Annotated in this window: 19 protein-coding genes; 8 read left to right on the top strand and 11 right to left on the bottom strand. The window is 63.3% G+C overall.

All coding sequences use genetic code 11. The annotated features are described in order from the left end of the window. Positions 1 to 59: 59 nt before the first annotated feature. The 3 genes from J1777_RS04820 to J1777_RS04830 are packed head-to-tail and all read right to left on the bottom strand — an operon-like array spanning position 60 to position 5,888. The gene (locus J1777_RS04820; RefSeq protein WP_207574708.1) at positions 60 to 1,511 is read right to left on the bottom strand and encodes a TolC family protein; all 1,452 of its coding nucleotides are present in this window, start codon (positions 1,509 to 1,511) and stop codon (positions 60 to 62) included. Then, positions 1,508 to 4,780 (bottom strand): efflux RND transporter permease subunit, encoded by a 3,273-nt coding sequence (locus J1777_RS04825; protein WP_242700388.1) that lies wholly within the window; start codon positions 4,778 to 4,780, stop codon positions 1,508 to 1,510. Before J1777_RS04825 ends, J1777_RS04820 begins: the two co-directional genes overlap by 4 nt. Before the next feature lies 1 nt (position 4,781). Continuing rightward, positions 4,782 to 5,888, bottom strand: a complete 1,107-nt coding sequence (locus J1777_RS04830; RefSeq protein WP_207574709.1) for an efflux RND transporter periplasmic adaptor subunit — start codon at positions 5,886 to 5,888, stop codon at positions 4,782 to 4,784. Between the two features lie 136 nt (positions 5,889 to 6,024). Here J1777_RS04830 and J1777_RS04835 point away from each other — a divergent pair, with 136 nt between their 5' ends. Then, the gene (locus tag J1777_RS04835; protein WP_207574710.1) at positions 6,025 to 6,366 is read left to right on the top strand and encodes an ArsR/SmtB family transcription factor; all 342 of its coding nucleotides are present in this window, start codon (positions 6,025 to 6,027) and stop codon (positions 6,364 to 6,366) included. A 98-nt stretch (positions 6,367 to 6,464) separates the two neighbouring features. Here the strand turns inward: J1777_RS04835 and J1777_RS04840 are convergent, their stop codons facing one another. Continuing rightward, on the bottom strand, positions 6,465 to 7,682 hold the full coding sequence (locus J1777_RS04840; protein ID WP_207574711.1) for a tyrosine-type recombinase/integrase: 1,218 nt from the start codon (positions 7,680 to 7,682) through the stop codon (positions 6,465 to 6,467). 96 nt (positions 7,683 to 7,778) lie between these two features. On the opposite strand from J1777_RS04840, the gene J1777_RS04845 reads away from it, so the two are divergent. Next, positions 7,779 to 8,738, top strand: a complete 960-nt coding sequence (locus J1777_RS04845; protein ID WP_207574712.1) for a DNA-binding protein — start codon at positions 7,779 to 7,781, stop codon at positions 8,736 to 8,738. 45 nt (positions 8,739 to 8,783) lie between these two features. Here J1777_RS04845 and J1777_RS04850 read toward each other — a convergent pair whose 3' ends face one another. The 4 genes from J1777_RS04850 to J1777_RS04865 all read right to left on the bottom strand — a co-directional run bounded on the left by J1777_RS04850 (position 8,784) and on the right by J1777_RS04865 (position 12,949). Continuing rightward, a complete protein-coding gene (locus tag J1777_RS04850; protein WP_207574713.1) occupies positions 8,784 to 10,103 on the bottom strand; it encodes a TolC family outer membrane protein in 1,320 nt (439 codons plus the stop codon). Between the two features lie 117 nt (positions 10,104 to 10,220). Then, a complete protein-coding gene (locus tag J1777_RS04855) occupies positions 10,221 to 10,571 on the bottom strand; it encodes a rhodanese-like domain-containing protein (RefSeq protein ID WP_207574714.1) in 351 nt (116 codons plus the stop codon). A 33-nt stretch (positions 10,572 to 10,604) separates the two neighbouring features. Next, positions 10,605 to 11,315, bottom strand: coding sequence for a protein-L-isoaspartate O-methyltransferase family protein (locus tag J1777_RS04860; RefSeq protein WP_207574715.1), 711 nt, complete (start codon positions 11,313 to 11,315; stop codon positions 10,605 to 10,607). A 131-nt stretch (positions 11,316 to 11,446) separates the two neighbouring features. Continuing rightward, entirely contained in the window at positions 11,447 to 12,949 is a 1,503-nt protein-coding gene (locus J1777_RS04865) for a helicase HerA-like domain-containing protein (RefSeq protein ID WP_207574716.1), read from the bottom strand. A gap of 82 nt (positions 12,950 to 13,031) precedes the next feature. Here J1777_RS04865 and J1777_RS04870 point away from each other — a divergent pair, with 82 nt between their 5' ends. From J1777_RS04870 to J1777_RS04895, 6 genes are all read left to right on the top strand, one after another. Beyond that, complete coding sequence (locus J1777_RS04870) at positions 13,032 to 13,751, top strand: YebC/PmpR family DNA-binding transcriptional regulator (RefSeq protein WP_207574717.1); 720 nt, start codon at positions 13,032 to 13,034, stop codon at positions 13,749 to 13,751. Continuing rightward, positions 13,748 to 15,034, top strand: coding sequence for a phosphoribosylamine--glycine ligase (gene purD / locus J1777_RS04875; RefSeq protein ID WP_207574718.1), 1,287 nt, complete (start codon positions 13,748 to 13,750; stop codon positions 15,032 to 15,034). The genes J1777_RS04870 and purD overlap by 4 nt, the downstream gene beginning before the upstream one ends. A gap of 14 nt (positions 15,035 to 15,048) precedes the next feature. Next, positions 15,049 to 15,981: an oxygen-dependent coproporphyrinogen oxidase gene (gene hemF / locus J1777_RS04880; RefSeq protein ID WP_207574719.1), complete on the top strand. Its 933-nt coding sequence runs from the start codon at positions 15,049 to 15,051 to the stop codon at positions 15,979 to 15,981. An 85-nt stretch (positions 15,982 to 16,066) separates the two neighbouring features. Further along, positions 16,067 to 16,837, top strand: a complete 771-nt coding sequence (gene rsfS / locus J1777_RS04885; protein WP_207574720.1) for a ribosome silencing factor — start codon at positions 16,067 to 16,069, stop codon at positions 16,835 to 16,837. A 39-nt stretch (positions 16,838 to 16,876) separates the two neighbouring features. After that, positions 16,877 to 17,344 carry a 23S rRNA (pseudouridine(1915)-N(3))-methyltransferase RlmH gene (gene rlmH / locus J1777_RS04890; protein WP_207574721.1) on the top strand — a complete coding sequence of 156 codons (468 nt, stop codon included), beginning with the start codon at positions 16,877 to 16,879 and terminating at the stop codon, positions 17,342 to 17,344. 92 nt (positions 17,345 to 17,436) lie between these two features. Continuing rightward, positions 17,437 to 18,039: a Maf family protein gene (locus J1777_RS04895; protein WP_207574722.1), complete on the top strand. Its 603-nt coding sequence runs from the start codon at positions 17,437 to 17,439 to the stop codon at positions 18,037 to 18,039. Here the strand turns inward: J1777_RS04895 and J1777_RS04900 are convergent. From J1777_RS04900 to J1777_RS04910, 3 genes are all read right to left on the bottom strand, one after another. Continuing rightward, the gene (locus J1777_RS04900; protein WP_207574723.1) at positions 18,036 to 18,728 is read right to left on the bottom strand and encodes a Crp/Fnr family transcriptional regulator; all 693 of its coding nucleotides are present in this window, start codon (positions 18,726 to 18,728) and stop codon (positions 18,036 to 18,038) included. The two genes, J1777_RS04895 and J1777_RS04900, sit on opposite strands and share 4 nt — an antisense overlap. 70 nt (positions 18,729 to 18,798) lie before the next feature. Next, positions 18,799 to 20,625, bottom strand: a complete 1,827-nt coding sequence (locus J1777_RS04905; RefSeq protein WP_207574724.1) for a nitric oxide reductase activation protein NorD — start codon at positions 20,623 to 20,625, stop codon at positions 18,799 to 18,801. Between the two features lie 112 nt (positions 20,626 to 20,737). After that, the gene (locus J1777_RS04910) at positions 20,738 to 21,565 is read right to left on the bottom strand and encodes a CbbQ/NirQ/NorQ/GpvN family protein (protein WP_207574725.1); all 828 of its coding nucleotides are present in this window, start codon (positions 21,563 to 21,565) and stop codon (positions 20,738 to 20,740) included. Positions 21,566 to 21,588: the final 23 nt, after the last annotated feature.

Raw genomic sequence — 21,588 nt, forward strand, 5'->3', positions numbered from 1 at the left:
GGCGTTTTTTTATTTTTATCCTTTATTTCCTTGTGCATCCAGCGCAAGCAGCTATGCATTTATGGCTTTGGCGCCTGTGCAAACGCCTGGTTGGCTTGCTGCAGTGCGGCCTCATCCAAGGTGCCTGCCAGTTGGGCCAGTTGCAATTGCGCCAGCAGCAGGCGGCTGCGGGCCTGGGCCAGGGCCAAGGTGGCGGCGGCGTGGTCGTTGTCGGCGTGCAGCACATCCAGCACGGTGCGCTCGCCGGTGGCTTGGCCAATGCGGGTGGCTTCTTGGCGGGCGGCGCTGGCCTGCAGGGCCGCTTCCAGGGCGCGCACTTGCTGCACACCGGTTTGCTCGCCCAGCCAGGCGGCGTGAACTTGCTGGGCCACCAGGGTTTGCGTGGCGGCCAGTTGCGCCTGGGCGGCTTGGGCCTGGGCCTGGGTTTCGTCGGCCTTGGCCGAGCGGTAGCCGCCGGTGTACAGCGGCACGGTCAGCTGCACGCCGACCAGGGCCTGGGTGTCTTTGTTGCGGGCGTGGCGGCCAAAGTCGCCCCGGCCCGATAGGCGCTGCTGCTGCGCCTGGGCGACCAGGTCGAGCTTGGGCGCGGCGCTGGCACGGTGCTTGCTGGCTTCGGCTTGGGCGGCCTCCACGGCGCGTTGCTGCAGGCGGATGCTGAAGTTGTGCGCGGCCGCATGCTCTTGCCACCACGCCAGCGCTTGGCCCAGGGGGGCGATGGTGACGGGCAGGTGCGGGGCCAGGTCGGCCGCTGGCAGGCCGGTGGTGTCGTGCAGCTGGCGGCGCTGCACGTCCAGCGTGGTTTGCGCGGCCAGGTGCTGCGCTTGTAGCTGGGCCTGCTGGGCGCGGGCTTCGTGGACGGCGGTGATGGGGGCGGCCCCCAGGTCAAAGCGCTCTTGTGCTTCGGCCAGGGTGCGGTTGATGGCGGCCAGTTGCTGCTCCAGCACGCGCAGGGCTTCTTGCGCCACGGCCAGGTCCAGGTACTGCTGGGCGGTGCGCAGCATGGCCGCCTGCCGGGCCGCTTGCCATTGCAGGTCACCAATGTCGGCGCTGGCGTTCAGTTGCTGCTGCTGGGCGCGGCGTTCGGGGTTGTACAGGGGCTGGCTGGCCTGCAGCGCAATCTGGGTGGCGTTGCCGTGGGTGACCGAGGTGCCAAAGTCCACCCCGCTGCTGGTGCCCATGCCGGGCGCGGAAAATTGCGCCCCTTGCATCTGCGTTTCGCCATAGCCGCGCCCGGCGCTGGCGCTCAGTCCCAGGCTGGGCCGCCACAGCGCCTTGGCCTGCTGGCGCAGGGGCTGGGCGCTGCCGTGGGCGGCCTGGGCGGCCAGCCATTGGGGGTCGTGGGTTTGTGCGGCCTGCCAGGCGTGCAGCAAATCGGTGGCCTGGGCTGGCAGGGCGGTCAGCAGGGCGCAGGCGGTAGCGGTCAGGGCAACAGCCAGTGGGTGAAGTTTTACAAGAAATCGGTGTTTAGCCCTTGTGGGTAAAGCGCTTGCAGCTATGGTTAGCGTAGTCATTCAACGGCTCCTTGCGAGGGGGCAGCTGGCGAAGCTGCCGGGCCGCGCACCACGTCCAGGCGGTGGCGGTAGGCGATGTAGTACAGCAGGGGGATGACGACCAGCGTCAGCACGGTGGAGACGGCGATGCCAAAGATCAGCGAGATCGCCAGGCCGTTGAAGATGGGGTCGTCCAGGATGAAAAACGCCCCCAGCATGGCCGCCAGCCCGGTCAGCACAATGGGCTGGGCGCGGGTGATGGCCGATTGCACGATGGCCTGCTTAAAGTCTTGCCCGGCTTGTACCTGCAGGCGGATGAAGTCCACCAGCAAGATGGAGTTGCGCACGATGATGCCGGCCAGCGCAATCATGCCGATCATGCTGGTGGCGGTGTATTGCGCCCCCAGCAGGGCGTGGCCGGGCATGACCCCGATGATGGTCAGCGGAATGGGGGCCATGATGATCAGCGGCGTGAGGTACGAGGCAAAGTGCGCCACCACCAGCAGGTAGATCAGCAGCAGCCCCACGGCGTAGGCGGCGCCCATGTCGCGGAAGGTCTCGTAGGTGATTTGCCACTCGCCATCCCATTTGATGGCGTAGCCCCGGTACGGGTCGCTGGGCTGGCGGATGAAGTATTCCTCCAGCCCCGCACCATCGGGCGCAACGATGGTGGCAATTGCACTGCGGGCGGCAAACATGCCGTACAGCGGGCTATCGACCTTGCCGGCCATGTCGGCCACCACCAGGTTCATGGGCAGCAAATCCTTGTGGTAGATGGGCTGCTCGCGCAGGGTGTCGGTCACGGTGACCAGTTCGCCAATGGCCACCGTGCGGCCATCGGCGGTGCGCACTGGCAGTTGCAGCAGGGCCGGCAGGTCGCCGTGGCGCTCTGGCGGCAGTTGCAGCAGCACGGGGGTGGGGTATTTGCTGTGGGCATCGCGCAGCCAGGTGGCCGCTTCGCCCATCAAACCGGCGTGCAGGGCGCTGACGATGGCCGCTTGCGGCACCTCCATTTGCATGGCTTTGGCGCGATCAACCAGCACCAGCTGGCGCGGCGCGTTGGCAATGGCCGAATCGTCCAGATCAACAATGCCAGTGGTTTGTGCAAGCGCCTGGCGCACAGCCTGCGCCACCTGGCGGCGGCCTTCGGCCTCAGGGCCGTAGATTTCGGCCACGATGGGCGAGAGCACCGGCGGGCCGGGCGGCACTTCGACCACTTTCACATTGGCACCAAACCGTGCGCCAATGGCTTGCAGCGCCGGGCGCTCGCGCATGGCGATGGCGTGGCTTTGGTCTTGGCGCTCGTGTTTGTCTTTCAGGTTTACCTGGATGTCGCTCACCTCGCCGCCGCTGCGCAGGTCGTATTGGCGCACCAGGCCGTTGAAGTTGATCGGCCCGGCCGTGCCAGCGTAGGCTTGGTAGTTGGTCACCTCCGGCACGGTGGCCAGGTGGGCGGCCAGCTCGTGCAGCACGGCGGCGGTGGCCTCGGGCGGGGTGCCGGCGGGCATATCGACGATGACTTGAAATTCGGATTTGTTGTCAAACGGCAGCATCTTCAGTTGCACCCAGCCCAGCACCGGCAGCAGCATTGACAGTGCGATCAGGCCCACCACCGCCAGCCCCAGCAGGCGGCGGTTGCGCCGCCCTGTGTGTTCATCCAGCAGCGGGGTAAAGATGCGCTCAAACAGCGGCGTGATTTTGGCTGAAATACCGCTTTGCGCGTTGCTGGATATGTTGGTGGCGCTATGGTTTTTCATCCACAACCGCGCCAGCCAGGGCGTGACGGTAAACGCCACGGCCAGCGAAATCACCATGCCCATGCTGGCGTTGATGGGGATGGGGGCCATGTACGGCCCCATCAGCCCGCTGACAAAGGCCATGGGCAGCAGCGCGGCAATCACGGTGAAGGTGGCCAAAATGGTGGGCTCGCCCACCTCATCGACCGCACCGGGGATGAGCTGCAGCAGGGTTTTGTCCGGGTACAGGGCCTGGTGGCGGTGGATGTTTTCGACCACCACAATCGCGTCATCGACCAGGATGCCAATCGAAAAAATCAGCGCAAACAGCGACACGCGGTTCAGCGTAAAGCCCCAGGCCCACGAGGCAAACAAGGTGGCCGCCAGCGTCAGCCCCACGGCCACGCCAACGATCAGCGCCTCGCGCCGGCCCAGGGCAAAAAACACCAGGGCCACCACGCTGGCGGTGGCAAACAGCAGTTTCTGGATCAGTTTTTGCGCCTTGTCGTTGGCCGTGGCACCGTAGTCGCGTGTTTCGGCCACTTGCACCTCAGCGGGGATGACGGTGTTGCGCAGCTCTTCCACGCGCTGCATCACGGCCTGGGCCACGTCGATGGCGTTGGCCCCGGCTTTTTTCGTTACCGCCAGGGTGACGGCCGGATATTCGGTGGCTTGGCCAGCGCTCACCTGCCCATGCCAGACATAGCGCTGCGCAGGCCGGGGGCCATCGGTCACAGTGGCGATGTCTTTCAGAAAAACCGGCTTGCCCTGGCGCGCGCCGACCATGATGTCGGCCACCTCCTGGGCGCTGGCCAGCAGCGGCCCGGCCTCGAGCGTGACGGATTGGTTGCCGCCCAGCAACTCACCCAGCGGCAGGCCCTGGTTGGCCGATTGCAAGGCAGCGCGCACATCGTCCACCGTGATGGCGCTGCTGGCCATGCGGGCCGCATCCAGTTCTACCAGCACGGCGCGGCCGGGGCCGCCGAGGGTGGTCACGGTGCGGGCACCGGGCACGCGCATCAGCTCGGCCTCGATGCTGTGCGCCACGCGCTCCAGGGCAAAGGGGCCGCTGTCTGGGGCATCGCTGTACAGGGTGAGGGTGACCACCGGCACATCGTCAATGCCCTTGGGGCGGATGATGGGCTCTTGCGCCCCCAGGCCGCGCGGCAGCCAGTCGGCGTTGCTGCGCAGGGTGTCGTGCAGGCGCACCAACGCCTCGGTGCGTGGCACGCCCACCGCAAATTGCACCGTCAGCACCGCCATGCCGGGGCGCGAGACGCTCATCACATGCTCTACGCCCAGCATTTGCGCCAGCACCTGCTCGGCGGGCGTGGCAATCATTTGCTCGACATCGCGCACCGACGCACCGGGGAAGGGCACGATGACGTTGGCCATGGTCACGTCGATCTGCGGTTCTTCCTCGCGCGGGGTGACCAGCACGGCAAACAGGCCCAGCAGCAGGGCCAGCAGGGCCAGCAATGGGGTGATTTGGGCACTTTGGAAGGCGGCGGCAATGCGCCCGGAAAGGCCCATGGTGGCAGGTGTTGGCTTCATATCAGTGCCCCTTTGCGGCTTTTTGCGGCTCCAGGGCCACCTGGTCACCGGGGCGCAGACCGCTTAATACCTCGATCTGGTCGCCTTGCACGGGCCCCAGGCGCACCTGGCGCAGCTGCGGCTGGCCGTTGGTCGCTTGCACATACACCCCGGTCATCTCGGCGCGGCGCACCACGGCCTGGGTCGGAATCCATACGGGCAGGCGTGCCGCAGCGCCGTCTGCGGACGCGCTGGGGGCCGTGGCAGGCACCCACAGGCGGGCAAACAGGCCGGGCACAAGTTTGGTGGCATCCGCTGGCAAGGCCACCCGCACCGTCACCGTGTGGGTCAGCGGATCGGCGCTGGGCAGCACCTGCACTTGCGTGGCCGCAAGGCGCAAGCGCTGTGCGGCGCTGGGCAACTCAATCTGCACTTCGTCGGCCTGGCGCAGGGCCTGGGCGGGGGCGTTGGCAAGCTGGGCCGTAATGCGCAAGGCGCTGGGGTCGTACAGCGCGATCAAGGGCGTGCCGGGCAGGGCCATATCGCCCACGGTGACCGGCACGCGGGCCACGATGCCGTCAAACGGGGCCGTGATGGTGTGCAAGCCCGATTGCGTGGCCGCCACACCGGCTTGGGCCTGCAATGCTTTGACTTGCGCCTGAGCGGCCTGCCATTGGGCCTGGGCGCTGTCTAGGGCGGCCTGGCTGATGTAGTGTTTGGCAAACAGCTGCTGCTGGCGCTCGTACTCTTTGCGGGCCACGTGCAGTTGGGCCTGGGCGGCGCTGACTTGGGCCTGGCTGGCCACAGCGCCTTGCTGGGCCATGCGGCCATCAATTTTGAGCAGGGGCTGGCCCTTTTTCACCGCATCCCCCGCCTGCACCTGCACCGCCACAATGGCCCCAGGCACTTGGGCCGAGAGCAGGGCATCGCGCACCGCCTCGACCTGGGCCTCGTGGCTGTGCCAGCCCGCTTGCGTGGCCGCCGCCACAGTGTGGTAAGCCAAAGCGCTTGCCGGTGGACGGGGTTGTTGCGCCCACGCTGTGCCGCCCAGGCTGCCAGCCGCAGCCAGGGCGATCGCACCCAGAGCGCACAACCGGCGCTGTTGGAAAGGAGCAGAGACGGTGGTCATAGCAATTCCTTTATTACTTATTTAAGCAATCAATTAAATAAGCAACAATGTATCATGCTTTATTGGCTTTGCCACCCCTGGGCCCGTGGTAGCCCGTGCCGGCCCGTGTGCTTTTGATTTGTAAATAGCTGCTGTTATGAAAAAAGACCTTCCCCCCCAAGCTTTGGAGCAAGTTGCCGCCTATTTCCAAGTGCTGGCCGAGCCCACGCGCCTGCAGATCTTGAATCTGCTGCGCCAGCGCGAATACAACGTGGGCGAGCTGGCCCAGGCCTGCGGCTACACGGCGGCCAATATCTCGCGCCATCTGTCGCTCATGACCAAACAAGGCATGGTCAGCCGCGAGGGGCGCGGCACCAGCGTGTACTACCGGCTGGCGGATGATTCGGTCGATGCGCTGTGCGACCTGGTGTGCGGCAGCATCGCCCGGCGGCTGGAGCAGGCGGCGGCGGCCAGCGATGCGTTTCGGGCGACGCTATAAATAAAGGTGCTTGTTACGCTTTATTTATAAAGATTTATCATCTATTTAATCTGAAATTAGCGCAATTCAATCGCAAGCAGCTTCACTTATTGACTTATTCAGTCTTTCCCGCTCTCTTCCTCTTCCATTAAATAAGCCGCCGGATTGTGGATAGCCGCCTCGGCGCGGAAGTAGCCCAGCACGGTAGGCACGCTTTGGTGGCCAGTGAGCGCCATGGTTTGGGCCAGGGGAATGTTGCGCCGCCCCGCCTCCGTCACAAAGCCCGAGCGCAGGGAGTGCGCGGAAAAATCGCCCTCCACCCCGGCCAGGCGGCAGCGCTCTTGCACGATCAAACGCACCGCCGCAGGGCTTAAGCCCGCCGCCGCTTTCGCGCTGGTATCCAGGTGACCGCCTTTGCGGATGCGCCGAAAAATCGCCCCTTCAGTAATCGCGCTGGCCGCCAGCCAGGCCTCCAGGGCCGCGCCGGCCGCGCCCAGCACGGGCTTGTTGCTGTCAGGCGTAGCGCGGCCGGTTTGGTTGGTTTTGCTCACCAGCAGTTCATACACAAACTGCCCCGGTGCCAAGCGCCGCAAAAACCGCATATCGGCCTGCGCCACTTCTGAGCGGCGGCGGCCCCCGCTGCTCCAGGCAAACAGCAGCAGCGCCCGATCGCGCAGGCCCACCAAGCTGTCGTCACACGTGGCCAGCAGTTGCTGGAGCACATCCTTGGTCAAGGCTGCTTTTTTTTGCACCCGCCCACCTTGCCGCGCATAGGTTTTGCGGGCGCGGGAGAGCACTTCGCGCACCCGGGGGTCTTGGCAGGGATTGGGCAGGTTGCGGCTTTGGTGCGCTTTGGAGAGCACCGCCAGCCGATGCACCAAGGTGGTGTGCGCCAGTGGCCCCAGTTTGGCCTTGCAGCCCGATTGCACCAGGGCGGCATCGACTTCGGGCGGCAGCTCCCCGCGCACGCCCGTCGATGTTTGGCGTGGGGCGTGGTCGGCGATGAATTGCAACACCACCTCCATCGACAAGGGCAGGGCAATGGTCTGCCCCAGCCGCAGCTGCATCCACCCGGCCCAGTAGCGCATGGCGCTGGCGTAGCTGCGCAGGGTGTTTTCCGCTTCGCCCTGGCGCAGCAGGTCTTGCAGGGCAAGCAAGGTGGCCTGGCTCAGGCTGCTCAAGGCCGAAGGCGCGCGAGCGGTGGGCGCAGCGCTCTCGAATGCCGCCCCCAGGCGCTCGGGCTGGGCAAGCGGCGTTTTGGCATGTGAAGCCCCAGGCGAATGGCCCGAAATCGGTTTGTTTTTGTCGTTTTCCGAGGAATAGTGTTTTTTTTGCATTTGTTTGTATGAAATAATATGTAATACAAATGTTATTTAATAAATTTGGCTTATAATTAACGATAAGCTTCACTTATCAAAAGTAAATTATCCACTATGTCGTACATCACCCCCAAAACCACCCGTGGCGTGCAAGAGCAAGATGTTTGGGCCGCGGCCGATGCCGTGCTGCTGCAGGGCGAGCGTCCCACCATTGAGCGCGTGCGCCAGCACATGGGGCGGGGCTCGCCCAATACCGTGGGGCCCATGCTGGAAAGCTGGTTTGGCCGCTTGGGGCAACGCTTGAGTGCTGCAGAAAATGAAGCGCAAGGCGATGCCCTCTTGCCCCAGGTGGTGCAAGAGGCAGCGCTGGCTTTGTGGCAAGCCGCGCTCAAACAGGCGCAAGTGGCTGCCCAAACGGCGCTGCAAGATCAACACACGGCGCTGGCGCAGGCCCAAGAGGCCCTGGCCGCGCGTGAGGCGCGCTTGGAGCAAGGGGAGCTGAACTTGCAGCAGCAAAAACAGGGCTTGGACGCGGCGTTAAAACTCGCGCAAGACCAGCAGGCCGATTTGTCGGAGCGCCTGGCGGCCATGCAGCAGCAGCTGGAGCAGCGCGAGGCCCAATTAACAGCCCAGCGCCAGGAGTGGGACGAGCTGCAACAACAGCGCGATGCCGAGCGGCGCCAGCACAGCACGGCGTTGGAAGCGGCGGCGCAAGAGCGTCAGCGCTTGGCCGAGCAGTTTTCTGGCAATGAAAAGCGCTGGCTGGGCGAGCTGGACCGCAGCCGCCAAGAGGTGGAAAAACTGAAAAAACAGCAGCAACAGGCCGCCCAGGATGCCCAAGCGCTGGTGGCCGAAATGCGCAGCCGCCAAGCGCAGCTGGAGACCGAAGCCCTGGCGGCGCAAAGCGTTTTGGCAACCACGCAGCACAGCCTGCACCTGGCCAACGAACGCATCGAGGAATTAAAAATTCAGCTGCAGCAGCGCCCGCTGCCAGATGCGCCCGCTTTGCGCAGCAGCAGCCCATCGCTGCAGCGGCGCGCTTTGGCGCAAAAAAGCCTGGCGCGGCGGCGGTAAGAGGCTAAGAGGCTAAAAAACCAAACTTAGATCGTGAACACGTTCTTAGCCAGCAGCGGCAAACAAGGCGCTGACCTGGCCCAGATCGTCCAAATTCAACACCCCTGCCGCATGGCGCAGCTGCAGATAGCCCAGCACCACCCGGTAGCGGGCTTGCAGCCAGTCTTTTTGGGCATTGGCAGCTTGGGTTTGGGCGGCCAGCACGTCGGCATTGATGCGCACCCCCACTGCGTAGCCCGTTTGGGTGGCTTGCAAAGCGGTGTTGGCCGAGGTGACGGCAGTGGCCAGGGCTGCGCTTTGCTCTTGGGCCGATTGCCAGCCAAGGAAGGCTTGGCGCACCGCCAGCTCCAGGCTGCGCTGGGCCTCTTCGTAATCGGCCTGGGTTTTGGCGGCCAAGGTGGTGGCTTCGCGCAGGCGGTTTTGGGTGGCAAAACCGGCAAACAAAGGCAGTTGCAGGCTGACACCGATGGTGCCAACGGTGGTGCGGTGCGGCAGCGCTTGGGTCAAGCTGCCATCGGGGTTGCGCTGCTGGCCGTAGCTGGCTTGCAAATCGACAGTGGGCAAGTGCCCCGCCTGGGCTTTGGTGACTTCTAACTGGGCCACGGTGCGGGCTTTTTCGGCTTGGCGCAGCACAGGGTGGGTGCTGGGCAGGTCGGCCAGCCAGGCATCGCGCTGCTGGCTGGTGACCGTGGGCAGGGTGGCTGTGGGGGGCAATCGCCAGGGTTGGGGGGCGGCCCAGCCGGTTAGTTTTTGCAGCGCCAGGGTGTGCATGTCCACCTCGTTGCGGGCGGCCAGCCATTGGGCTTGCACGGCATCGAGGCGGGCTTGGGCCTCGCGCACATCGGTGATGGTGACCAGGCCCACATCAAAATTGCGCTGGGCCAGGGCGGCTTGCTCGGTCACGGTGTGGCGCAGGGTGGTTTGCACTTGCAATACATCGTGCGCTTGCAAGACGTTCACATAGGCCTGGGCCACTTGCAGCAACAGGCTTTGCCCAGCGGCCGCTTCCTGGGCCTGGGCCAGCTCCAGGGCGTGCTGGCCTTGGCGGTATTGGGCCAGGTTGGCGGGGCGGTACAGCGGCTGGCTCAGGGCAATGCCGGCACTGCGCTCCCAGGCGGGCAAGTGGTGCGTTTGCTGGCCCTGCGGGGTGCTCAGGCGCACTTCACTGTCGCTGTGCTGGGTGCCTGCTTGCAGGCCAATTTGCGGTAGCAACAAGGCGCGGCCCTGGGCGCTGCGGTGGGCGGCCGCTTGGGTGGCGAGGGTTTGGGCTTGCCAGCGGGCATCGTGGGCCAAGGCGCTTTGGGCCGCATCCAGCAGGCTTTGGGCCTGGGCGCTAACGCTATAGCTGAGGCCCAGAACAATCAAAAGGCATAGCGTTTTGCGCTGTATTCGCATGAATTTTTTAGTGATTTTTACCAAAAATGATGGCGCACAAGCGGCTCGTGCTTCATTCATGATGGGTGGATGGAGGGGGCGTGGGGGCTAGTAGTAGCCGATGCTGGGGTCGCACTCGTGCGCCCAGGCATCAATACCGCCGGTGATGTTGGCCACATGCGCAAAGCCTTGCTGGGCCAAATAAGCCGCCACCCGCATGCTGCGGGCACCGTGGTGGCACAGGCAGGCAATGGGGCGTTGGGGGTCGAGTGCGTCTTGCCAGCGGGCGGGGATGTCGCCCATGGGGATGAAGGCTTGCGCAAAGCGGGCATCTTCAGGCAGGCGCACGACCTCGCATTCCCATGGCTCGCGCACATCCAGCACCAGGGGTAATGGGGCCTGGCCGGCAAATTGGGCCAGCCAACTGTCCATTTGCTTGGGCCGAACTTGGTAAAACATGCCGGGGCCGATCGCAGTGCGTTGAAAACGTGCTTAGAACACGAATTTGGACTTGTCCGCAAAGCCTTGCAGGCGCGGGGCGACGGTGTCCCAGGGGGTGGTGGTGGTCAGTTGCCCGCCTTGCTTGCGCACGATGGTCACGCGCATCATGGGCAGGTCGCCAACGATGGCGATCAGGCGGCCCCCGTCTTTGAGGTGGGCCAGCAGTTTTTCGGGGATTTGGGCCACAGAGCCGCTCAAGACGATGGCATCAAACGGGCCATCGCTCAAGCTGTCTTGGCTGCCATCGGCCACGCGCACGGTGACGTTGTGGCATTCGGCAGTGGCCAGGTTTTCGCGGGCGGTTTCGGCCAGTTCGGGGTCAATTTCCAGCGTGGTCACATCCTGGCACAGGCGCGAGAGCAGGGCGGCCATGTAGCCCGAGCCGGTGCCGATCTCCAGCACGCGCTCATGGGGCTGTAGTTGCAGGTCGTTGGCCATGCGGGCATCAATCTTTGGGGCCAGCATGCAATGGCCGCGCTCGATGGCAAAGGCATCGTCGCGCAGGGGGATTTCGATGTCCATAAAGGCTTTTTGGTAGTGCGCAGGGGGCACAAAGTCTTCACGGCGCAGGCTGTGCAGCACTTCTAAAACGGTGTTGTCGCTGACGTTCCAAGGGCGGATTTGCTGCTCCACCATGTTGTAGCGGGTGTGGGCCAAGGTGTCTTGGGTGGCATCGACCAGACTGTTTAAAGGCAAGCTCATGGGTGTCTCGTGAAAAAATAATCGTGAAAAAATTCGGAAAAACCTGGGCGGGCAGCACCCGCAAACCGGCTGATTCTAAAAGCGGATCTGCCGCTGTGCTGTCACCTGGGGTGAGATGGCGCAAGGAAGGGCTATTTTTTCCCGCCCAGCAAGCTGCCCAGCACGCCGCGCAGCAGTTGGCCAGCGGCTTTGTTGGCGATGGAGCGGGCCTGGGACTTGGCCACGCTTTGCAGCAGCCCGTCTTTTTTGCCGCCGCGCGGGCCGGTGCTGCCAAACAAAAAGTCGTTCAGTACGCCGCCAAGGCCCGATGAAGCCTCTTGTGCCTGGGCGCTTTGCTGGGCCGCCGCGTTGGCGCGGTCGCGCAAAATTTCAAAGGCCGATTCGCGGTCCAGCGGCGTTTCATACACCCCCGCCACCAACGAGTTGGTCAGCAGCGCTTGGCGCTGAGCATCGGCAATCGGGCCGATTTGGCTGCCAGGAGGAGCTACGTACGCACGCTGGGTAACGCTTGGGCGGCCTTTTTCATCCAAAAAGCTTACCAACGCCTCGCCAACTGCTAGTTCTGTAATAGCAGCCTCAATATTGAGCGCCGGGTTGGGGCGCATGGTCTGGGCGGTGGCTTTGACGGCTTTTTGGTCTTTGGGCGTAAAGGCACGCAGGGCGTGCTGCACGCGGTTGCCCAGTTGGGCAAGCACACTGTCGGGTATGTCGGTGGGCACTTGGGTGACAAAGTACACGCCCACGCCCTTGGAGCGGATCAGGCGCACCACCAGCTCGATGCGCTCGACCAGCACCTTGGGCGCATCGTTGAACAGCAGGTGGGCTTCGTCAAAGAAAAAAGCCAGCTTCGGCTTTTCAAGGTCGCCCACCTCGGGCAGGCGCTCGTACAGCTCGGAGAGCAGCCACAGCAAAAAGGTCGAATACAGGCGCGGCGATTGCATCAGCTGGTCGGCGGCCAGGATATTGACCATGCCCCGGCCCTGGGGGTCGGTTTGCATCAGGTCGTCGATGTTGAGCATGGGTTCGCCAAAAAACTGCTCCCCGCCCTGGGTTTCCAATTGCAGCAGGCCGCGCTGGATGGCCCCGACGCTGGCGGCCGAGACATTGCCGTAGTCGGTTGTGAACTGTTTGGCGTTGTCGCCCACGTACTGCAGCATGGCGCGCAGGTCTTTTAAATCCAGCAGCAGCAGGCCGTTGTCGTCGGCCACTTTAAAGACGATGTTGAGCACCCCCATTTGCGTGTCATTCAAACCCAGCATGCGGCCAATGAGCTGGGGGCCCATGTCTGAAATAGTGGCCCGCACCGGGTGGCCTTGCTGGCCAAACACATCCCACAACTGAGCGGGGCAGGCAACCGCTGGGGGCACTTCAATACCGCGCTCGGTCAGAATGCGGGCCATTTTTTCGCCAATGCTGCCGCTTTGGCTGATGCCGGTCAGGTCGCCCTTGATGTCGGCCATGAACACGGGCACGCCCGCCAGCGACAGACTTTCGGCCATTTTTTGCAGGGTCACGGTTTTGCCCGTTCCGGTGGCACCGGTGATCAAACCATGGCGATTGGCCAGCGACAAATGCAAGGCACACGCGCCTTGGGCATTCTGGGCGATGGGCAAAAGCGACAAAGGGGTGGGCATATTGGGGTTTCCTCTCGGGGGCTTCAAGTCAAAAGGTAGAATCTTAGGTTCCCGAGATTAAACCAACATAAAAGGAATTCTTGTGGCAGGACACAGTAAATGGGCCAACATCCAGCACCGCAAAGGCCGCCAGGATGAAAAGCGTGGCCGGATTTGGACGCGCATTATTCGTGAAATCATGGTGGCAGCCCGCCAAGGCGGCGGCGATTTGGATGCCAATCCGCGCCTGCGTTTGGCCGTTGAGAAGGCCAAAGCGGCCAATATGCCGGCTGACAATATCAAGCGCAATATCGACAAAGCCACCGGCAACCTTGAAGGCGTGGTGTACGAAGAAATCCGCTACGAGGGCTACGGCATCGGCGGCGCGGCCATCATTGTGGACACCATGACCGACAACCGCGTGCGCACCGTCGCTGAAGTGCGCCATGCTTTTAACAAGCACGGCGGCAACATGGGCACCGAAGGCTCGGTGGCCTTTCAGTTCAAGCACCAGGGCCAATTGATTTTTGCCCCCGGCACCAACGAAGACCAGGTGATGGAAATCGCCCTGGAAGCCGGGGCCGAAGACGTGATTACCGACGAAGAAGGCGCCATCGAGGTGCTGACCGCCCCCGGCGACTTTGAGGCGGTCAAAAACGCGCTGCAAGCGGCAGGTCTGACCCCCGAAATGGCCGAGGTCACCATGCGCGCCGAAAACACCATCGCCCTGGAAGGCGACGATGCCGAGCGCATGCAAAAGCTGCTCGACGTGCTGGAAGACCTGGACGACGTGCAAAACGTCTATCACAACGCAGAATTATGAAAATACTCGTTATTGGCGGCGGTGGCCGCGAGCACGCCCTGGCGTGGAAGTTGGCCCAGTCGCCCAAAGCGACCAAGGTGTTTGTGGCCCCTGGCAATGGCGGCACCGCCTTGGCCGGCGGCAAGCTCGAAAACCTGCCCATCACCGACCCCGTGGCTCTGCGCGAATGGGCGCAGGCCGAGAAAATCGGCCTGGCCGTGGTCGGCCCCGAAGCGCCCTTGGCCGCCGGGGTGGTCGATGAATTTCGCGCCCATGGCCTGAAGATTTTTGGGCCCACCAAGGCCGCCGCGCAGCTGGAAAGCTCCAAAGCGTTTTCCAAAGCGTTTATGCAGCGCCATGGCATTCCCACCGCTGCTTACGACACCTTCACCGACCCGGTGGCGGCGCACGCCTACATCGACAAACTGGGCGCTCCCATCGTCATCAAGGCCGATGGTCTGGCCGCCGGCAAGGGTGTGGTGGTCGCCATGACGCTGGAGGAAGCCCACGCTGCGGTCGATTTCATGCTGGTCGATAACAAATTTGGCGTGCAGCACAACGAGGGCGGTGCCCGCGTGGTGATTGAGGAATTTCTTGCTGGCGAAGAAGCCAGCTTCATCGTGCTGGTCGATGGTAAAAACGTCTGCGCCCTGGCCACCAGCCAGGACCACAAGCGCCTGAAAGACGGCGATGAAGGCCCCAATACCGGCGGCATGGGCGCGTATTCGCCCGCGCCGGTGGTTACCGCCGATGTCTATGGCCGTGCCATGCGCGAAATCATCCTGCCCACCGTGCGCGGCATGGAAAAAGACGGCGTGCCGTTCACCGGCTTTTTGTACGCCGGGCTGATGATTGATGGCCAGGGCCAGCCCAAAACGCTGGAATTCAACACCCGCATGGGCGACCCGGAAACCCAGCCCATTCTGATGCGCCTGAAAACCGACTTTGTCGATGTGCTGCTGGCGGCTACCGACGGGCGCTTGGACCAGGTCGAACTGGAATGGGATCGGCGCACCGCGCTGGGCGTGGTCATGGCCGCTGCAGGCTACCCCGAGTCGCCGCGCAAAGGCGACCTGATCAGCGGCCTGCCGGCCGAAGCGGACGATGCCATGGTGTTTCACGCTGGCAGCGAGCTTGATGCCGAGGGCAAGCCCCGCACCAGCGGCGGGCGCGTCCTGTGCGTCACTGCCCTGGCCGACAGCGTGCGCCAGGCCCAGCAGCGGGTGTACGACGTGGCCCGGGGCATCCATTTCGATGGCATGCAATACCGCCGCGACATTGGCCATCGCGCTATCAAAAGCTAAACAAGGCAGCCCCTATGACGGCAGTGGACAGCAGCAGCGTGCGCAATTACCTCCTGGGCCTGCAAGAGTGCATCACCAGCGCTTTGGAGCAGGTGGAAGGCCCGCAAGGAGCCCGCTTTGTGCGCGATGCCTGGACCAAGGGGCCGCAGGAGCGCCTGCAAGGCGATGGCATCACCAAAATCTTGGAAGGTGGCCGCATTTGGGAGCGGGCCGGTTGCGGCTTTTCCCACGTGCGCGGGCCGCAGCTGCCGCCTTCGGCCACCCAGCACCGCCCCGAGTTGGCCGGTGCGCCCTTTGAGGCCATGGGCGTGTCGCTGGTGTTTCACCCGGTCAATCCTTTGGTGCCCACCGTACACATGAATGTGCGCATGATCTCTGCCCAGCCAGCAGGGCAAGAAGCTGTTTGCTGGTTTGGCGGCGGCATGGATTTAACGCCGGTGTATGGGTTTGACGAAGATGCTCAACATTTCCATAGCGCTTGCCGTAATGCTTTAGCGCCTTTTGGTGCTGATCTATACCCAAGATTCAAGACCTGGTGCGATGAGTACTTCTATTTAAAACATCGGCAAGAGCAGCGCGGCATTGGCGGCATCTTTTTTGATGACTTTGCCGAGCTGGGCCAGGCGCACAGCTTTGCCATGCTGCAAAGCGTGGGTGATGCGTTTTTAGGGGCCTACCTGCCCATTGTCGAAAAACGCCAGGCCCTGCCGTACACGCAAGCGCAGGTGGATTTTCAGCGCTACCGCCGAGGCCGCTACGTCGAATTTAATTTGGTGTGGGACCGGGGCACGCACTTTGGCCTGCAATCGGGCGGCCGTACCGAATCGATTTTGTTGTCCATGCCCTTGCACGCCAACTGGAGCTACCAGCGCCAAGACCCGCCGGGCAGCCCCGAAGCCGAGCTGCTCACCAAATACCTAGTGCGCCGGGACTGGATTAGCGCTTAAACCTATAATTTTTGAAATTGCCTTTGTTGCCCCGCTGTTGTAACGGTCGGGGCATTTTTTACTTTACTTCGATTTGCCCGTCCTGATGAGCTCCACTTCCAACACCGCCGTTAAAAAAGACCTGACCAAACTCCAACGCGCCATCATCGATGGGCTGGAGGATGTCAAGGCCCAAGACATTCAGGTGTTCGACACCGAGCATTTATCCCCGCTGTTTGAGCGCGTAATTGTGGCCACCGGCACCTCCAATCGCCAAACCAAAGCCATTGCCAGCAGCGTGCGCGATGCCGTGAAAAAAGCCGGTTTTGCCACCCCGCGCCACGAGGGTGAAGCCAGCGGCGAATGGATCATTGTCGATTGCAACCAGGCGGTGGTGCACATCATGCAACCGGCCATTCGCCAGTACTACCGCTTGGAAGAGATTTGGGGCGAAAAGCCCGTGCGCGTCAAACTGGGCGGGGCCAAAGTTTCCAAACGCACCGCCTCGGAAGATGCCAGCCAAGAAGCCCCGGCCGCCACTCCCGCCAAAAAACCCAGCGTGCGTAAAACGGCCAGCACAACCGCAGCCGAACCCAAAGCCAGCACCACCAAACCGCGTGCGGCCAGCACCCGCAGCGCTAGCAGTGCCACTACCAGTGCCAGCGCCGCCAAAAAAGCCCCGGCGAAAAAGCCCATGACGACCACCAAGGTCGCCGGTGGCGCGGCCGCCGCAGTCAAAAAAGCCCCGGCCCGCAAGCCTGCGGCACCCAAGGCCGAGGCGGCCATCAAGACCGTGGTCGTCAAGCCCACCACAGCCCGGGGTGCGGCCAAAAAGCCCGGTGCGGTGCGCAAAGCCGCCGCCGCCAAGAAAGTCTAAGTTGGCGATGCCGTCTCGCTTGTCTGCGGCTTTGTTCCCATGCGTGTGTTGATTGTGGCGGTGGGCCAGCATGTGCCCGATTGGGCGCAGACGGCCTACGATGATTACGCCAAGCGGTTTCCGCCGGAGCTCAAAGTCGAGCTCAAAACCGTCAAGACCGAGCCGCGCGGCTCCAAAACCCTGGCCACGCTGTATGCCGCTGAGCGCAAGCGCATTGAAGCGGCCATCCCCCGGGGCAGCCGCACCGTGGTGCTGGACGAGCACGGCACGGCCCTGCGCACCACGGCCTTGGCGCAGCGGCTGAAAAACTGGCAACTCGAGGGGGACGATGTGGCCCTCATCATCGGTGGGCCCGATGGGCTGGATCCCCAGTTCAAGCAAGCTGCGCATGAGCGCATCCGCTTGTCCGACCTGACCTTGCCGCACGCCATGGTGCGGGTGCTGCTGATTGAGCAGCTCTACCGCGCTTGGTCGGTGAACGCCGGGCACCCCTACCACCGCGAATAAAAACCCAATTAAATAGAGCGCGTTGCGCTTGCCACCAGTGGGTTTCATCATTTAAATTGCTTGAAACGGCCTTTGTTTCAGCGGCACCTGCTATGCATTCTTTGATTTACCTCGCCTCCCAAAGCCCACGGCGCAGCCAGTTGCTCACGCAAATTGGCGTGGCCCATGCGCTGCTCTTGCCCGGGCCGCAGGAAGATGCCGAAGCCCTGGAGCTGGCCTTGCCAGGCGAAGCGCCCGTGGATTACGTACAACGCGTCACCCGCTTGAAGCTTGAAGCGGCCGTGCAGCGCCACGCCCAGCGTGGTTTGCCGCCTGGGGCGATTGTGTGTGCCGACACCACCGTGGCCTTGGAGGGGGTGATTTTGGGCAAACCCCACAACGGGGCCGATGCCGCGCAGATGCTGGCGCAGCTGTCGGGCCAATCCCACCAGGTGTTTACCGCGGTGGCCGTGGCATCGGGGGCCGGGCGCTGGGCGGCGCTGTCGATTTCCCAGGTGCAGTTTGCCCCGCTCACTCCCGCACAAATCAGCGCCTATGTGGCCAGTGGTGAGCCCATGGGCAAAGCCGGGGCGTACGGCATTCAAGGGGCGGCGGCGGCGTTTATTGCCCATATCGAGGGCAGTTACAGCGGCATCATGGGCTTGCCACTGTTTGAGACGGCGCAGCTTTTGCGCAGCGCGGGGGTACTCGATTAAGCGCAGTGGCTGGCCAGGCGGGCGGCGTTGGGAATGTGAATTTCGCGCTTGTCCACGCGGATCAGGCCGGCGCTTTCCAGCTCGTGCAGCACGCGCGAGAAGTATTCTGGCGTGATGGACAGGCGCGAGGCGATGGTGGCTTTGCTCACCGGCAGCGATACTTTGAGTGCGGTGCTGGTGGCCGGATTTTCTTCCAGCGGGTGCAGCAAATAGCCAATCACGCGCTGCATGCCGTTGTGCAGCGAGTAGGCCTGCACATCGTGCACCAGCCCATGCAGCCGCCGCGAGATGCCCGCCAGCATGTGCATGGCAAAGCGCGGGTCGTCTTCAATCTCGCGCACCACGGCCGCTTTGCCCACGCTTAACACGATGGATTCACTCAAGGCCTGGGCATTGATGATGTAGGGCTTGCCGGTGAACACCAGCGCTTCGGCAAAGCTGATGCCGGGGCCGGCCAGTTCAATGACTTTTTCTTGGCCGCTGGGCGAGAGGGCGAACAGTTTCACTTGGCCAGTGACGGTGACGTGAAATTCCTCGCAAGGCATGCCGACGCTAAAAATGTTTTCCCCACGGGAGAAATTGCGCAACCGACACCCCTGGGCCAAGCGCTGCAAATCGGCGGGGGCGATTTCTTCGAACAGCGGTAAATTGGCCAAGTAACGGGGAATATCGAACTGCTGCAGATCCATGACACAAACCAAAGACTAAAAATTGATAGCAGTCAAGTTTACCAGCGAAGGGCTTGGTCACGATCTTGCTTTAGCGCGTTAAACCGGCATAGGCCCCCGCCAGGCGGCGCACCAAATCTTGTGGTCGGTGGACCAGGGCGTAGCCTTGCGAGCCAAACAGGTGCGGCAGGTAGTCGTGCGCATCGGCATCAATGGTCACGCAAAACGGGGTCAGGCCCGCTTGGCGGGCTTCGCGCACGGCTTGGCGGGTGTCTTCCAGGCCGTAGCGGCCTTCGTACACGTCCAGGTCGTTGGGTTTGCCGTCGGTCAGGATGAGCAGCAGGCGTTGGTGCTCGCCGCGCTGGCTCAGTTGCGCTGTGGCGTGGCGGATGGCCGCGCCCATGCGGGTGTAGTAGCCGGGGCGGATGGCGTGGATGCGGGCAATGCAGGCCTTGTCCCACGCTTCATCAAAGTTTTTCAGGTGGTTGATGCGCACCTTGGTGCGGCGCACCGAGGAAAAACCCAGCATGGCAAACGGGTCGCCGCAGGCGTGCAGCGCTTCACCAAACACGTAGAGCGCATCGCGAATTACTTCAATCACCCGGGTGGTGTCATTCACGTGGGCATCGGTGGACAGCGACAAGTCGGCCAGCAGCACGGTGGCCAAGCTGCGCTCGGTGCGCACGCGCCGCTGAAAAACGGGGGGGGTGCTGCTGCGTGGGCCCTGGTCGGCCTGGTAGCGAATCCAGGCATCCAGGTCGATGTCGTCGCCTTCGGTTTGCCCGCGCACGCGGCCTGGGTCGGCCCGCAGCGCCTCCAAGCGCCGGCGCATGCGCCGGGCGGTGGTGCGCAGGGCCACGGGCGGGGTGGCGGGTTCGGCATCGCGGGCGGTGTAGATTTGCACGCTGCAGTGCTCGGGCACCAGGGCCTGGCGCTTGAAATCCCATTCGGGGTATTTCAGGCCGGGGCCCAGGGGCAGGTCGTCGTGGGCAGCGCTGGGCAAATCGAGGTCAAACTTGACGCGCGAGGCGCTGGACTGGCCATCCGGGGCAATGGCCAGTTCGTCCATATTGTTGGCGGCGTTGAGCTGGTTGCCGTCATCGTCATCGTCGTCAGCACGATTGACCTTGGTAAATTCAGTCCACGACATAAACGATTCGGCGCGGAACATCATGATGAAGGGCGCTTCGTTGCGTTCATCCTTGATGGCCTGGGCGGCGCGGCGGCGGCGGTCGTTGGCGCTTAAGTTTTGCGTGTTATTTTGCTGACCATCTTGGTCTTTGATGTTGCGGGTGGCTTCGGCGGCCAGCGGCGGCTGGGTGAGCCACAACCACACCGGGGCCACATCGGCCTGGTGAAGATCGAGTGGGCGATCCTTGGGCAGCGCGTCGCCACGCAGGGCGCATTGCACGGCGTGCTCGGCCTGGGCGGCGCGGCCTTTGAGGCGGGCCAGGGCAGGGCGCTGGGCCAGCTGGGCCTGGCGCAGGGCGTGGTAGTTTTTCGTCAGGCCCGGAAAGGTTTGCAGTGCCGCCTGGGTGGCCTGCATTTGGCTGGTGAGCCAATCGCTGCTGGCTTGGGTTTGTGCGGCCAGTGCGGCCAGCCACAGGTACAGGGCGCGGTTTTGCTGGGCATCGCTAAACACGCTGATGGCCGGGGGCAGCGAGAGCACATCGGGCTGCCATTGGCCCAAGTAGGCGTGGGTGGCGCTGCCGGCAATGCGTTGCAGCAGGCTGCGTTGGTTGTGTACGCGGGTGGTGTTGGCTGGGGCCAAACGTACGGCCTGGGCACCGCCGCCGGCGCGAAACATCAGGCCGATGCTGCGCTGCACGGCTTCCAGGCGCACGGCACCGGGGTTGTCACGGCCATCGGCGGCGCGGGTGATGAAGCGGTGCCATTGAATGCCAACCCATTCTTCCATGCTGCTTTTTCCTCATAAAAAATAGCTGTTAGCGCTTTGTATATAAGAAATTCAAGGTTTTTGATCTTGAATTCTTTGTTAAATAAGCGCAAACAGCTATTTATTTTTTAAATTACGGTGCCGAGGCTTCGCCCAACACGGCGGCGGCCACTTCGGCCAGGGCGGCGGCGGTCTCGGCATCATCGGTCAGGGCATCGATCACGGCGGCCTGGCAAGCGGTGGGCAGGGCAATGCCGCTGGCCACCAAGCGCCCGGCCATGACCAGCAGGCGGGTGCTGACGGTTTCTTCCAGGTCTTGCTCGGTCAGGCGGCGCAGGGCTTGGGCCAGGCCCACCAGTTTTTGGGCGGTGAGGGTATCGACCCCGGCTTCGTGCGCGACGATGCGCAGCTCCACCTCGGGGGCGGGGTAGTTGAAATTGAGGGCGATGAACCGCTGGCGTGTGCTGGGTTTCAGGCTTTTGAGCACGTTTTGGTAGCCAGGGTTGAAGCTGACCACCAGCATGAAGCCAGGGGCCGCACTAATTTGTTCACCGGTGCGCTCAATGGGCAGCACGCGGCGGTCGTCGGCCAGCGGGTGCAGCACGACGGTGGTGTCTTTGCGCGCTTCGACCACCTCGTCCAGGTAGCAGATGGCGCCTTGGCGCACGGCGCGGGTTAAGGGGCCGTCGGACCAGACGGTGCCACCATCGGTTAATAGGTGGCGACCGACCAGGTCAGAGGCCGATAGATCGTCATGGCAGCTCACCGTGATGAGCGGGCGGCCCAGTCGGGCGGCCATGTGTTCGACAAAACGGGTTTTGCCACACCCCGTGGGCCCTTTGATGAGCACCGGCAGTTTTTGCTCGAAAGCATGGGCAAACAGGGCCGCTTCGCCGCCTTGTTCGGCGTAGTAGGGGGTCTGTTGCTGGGCCTGCAGGTGGCGGCTATCGCTGTGGTCCATGGGGTGGGTTCTCCGTAATTGCG

The organism is Comamonas denitrificans (assembly GCF_017368815.1).
In the GTDB taxonomy this organism is placed as follows: domain Bacteria; phylum Pseudomonadota; class Gammaproteobacteria; order Burkholderiales; family Burkholderiaceae_C; genus Comamonas; species Comamonas denitrificans.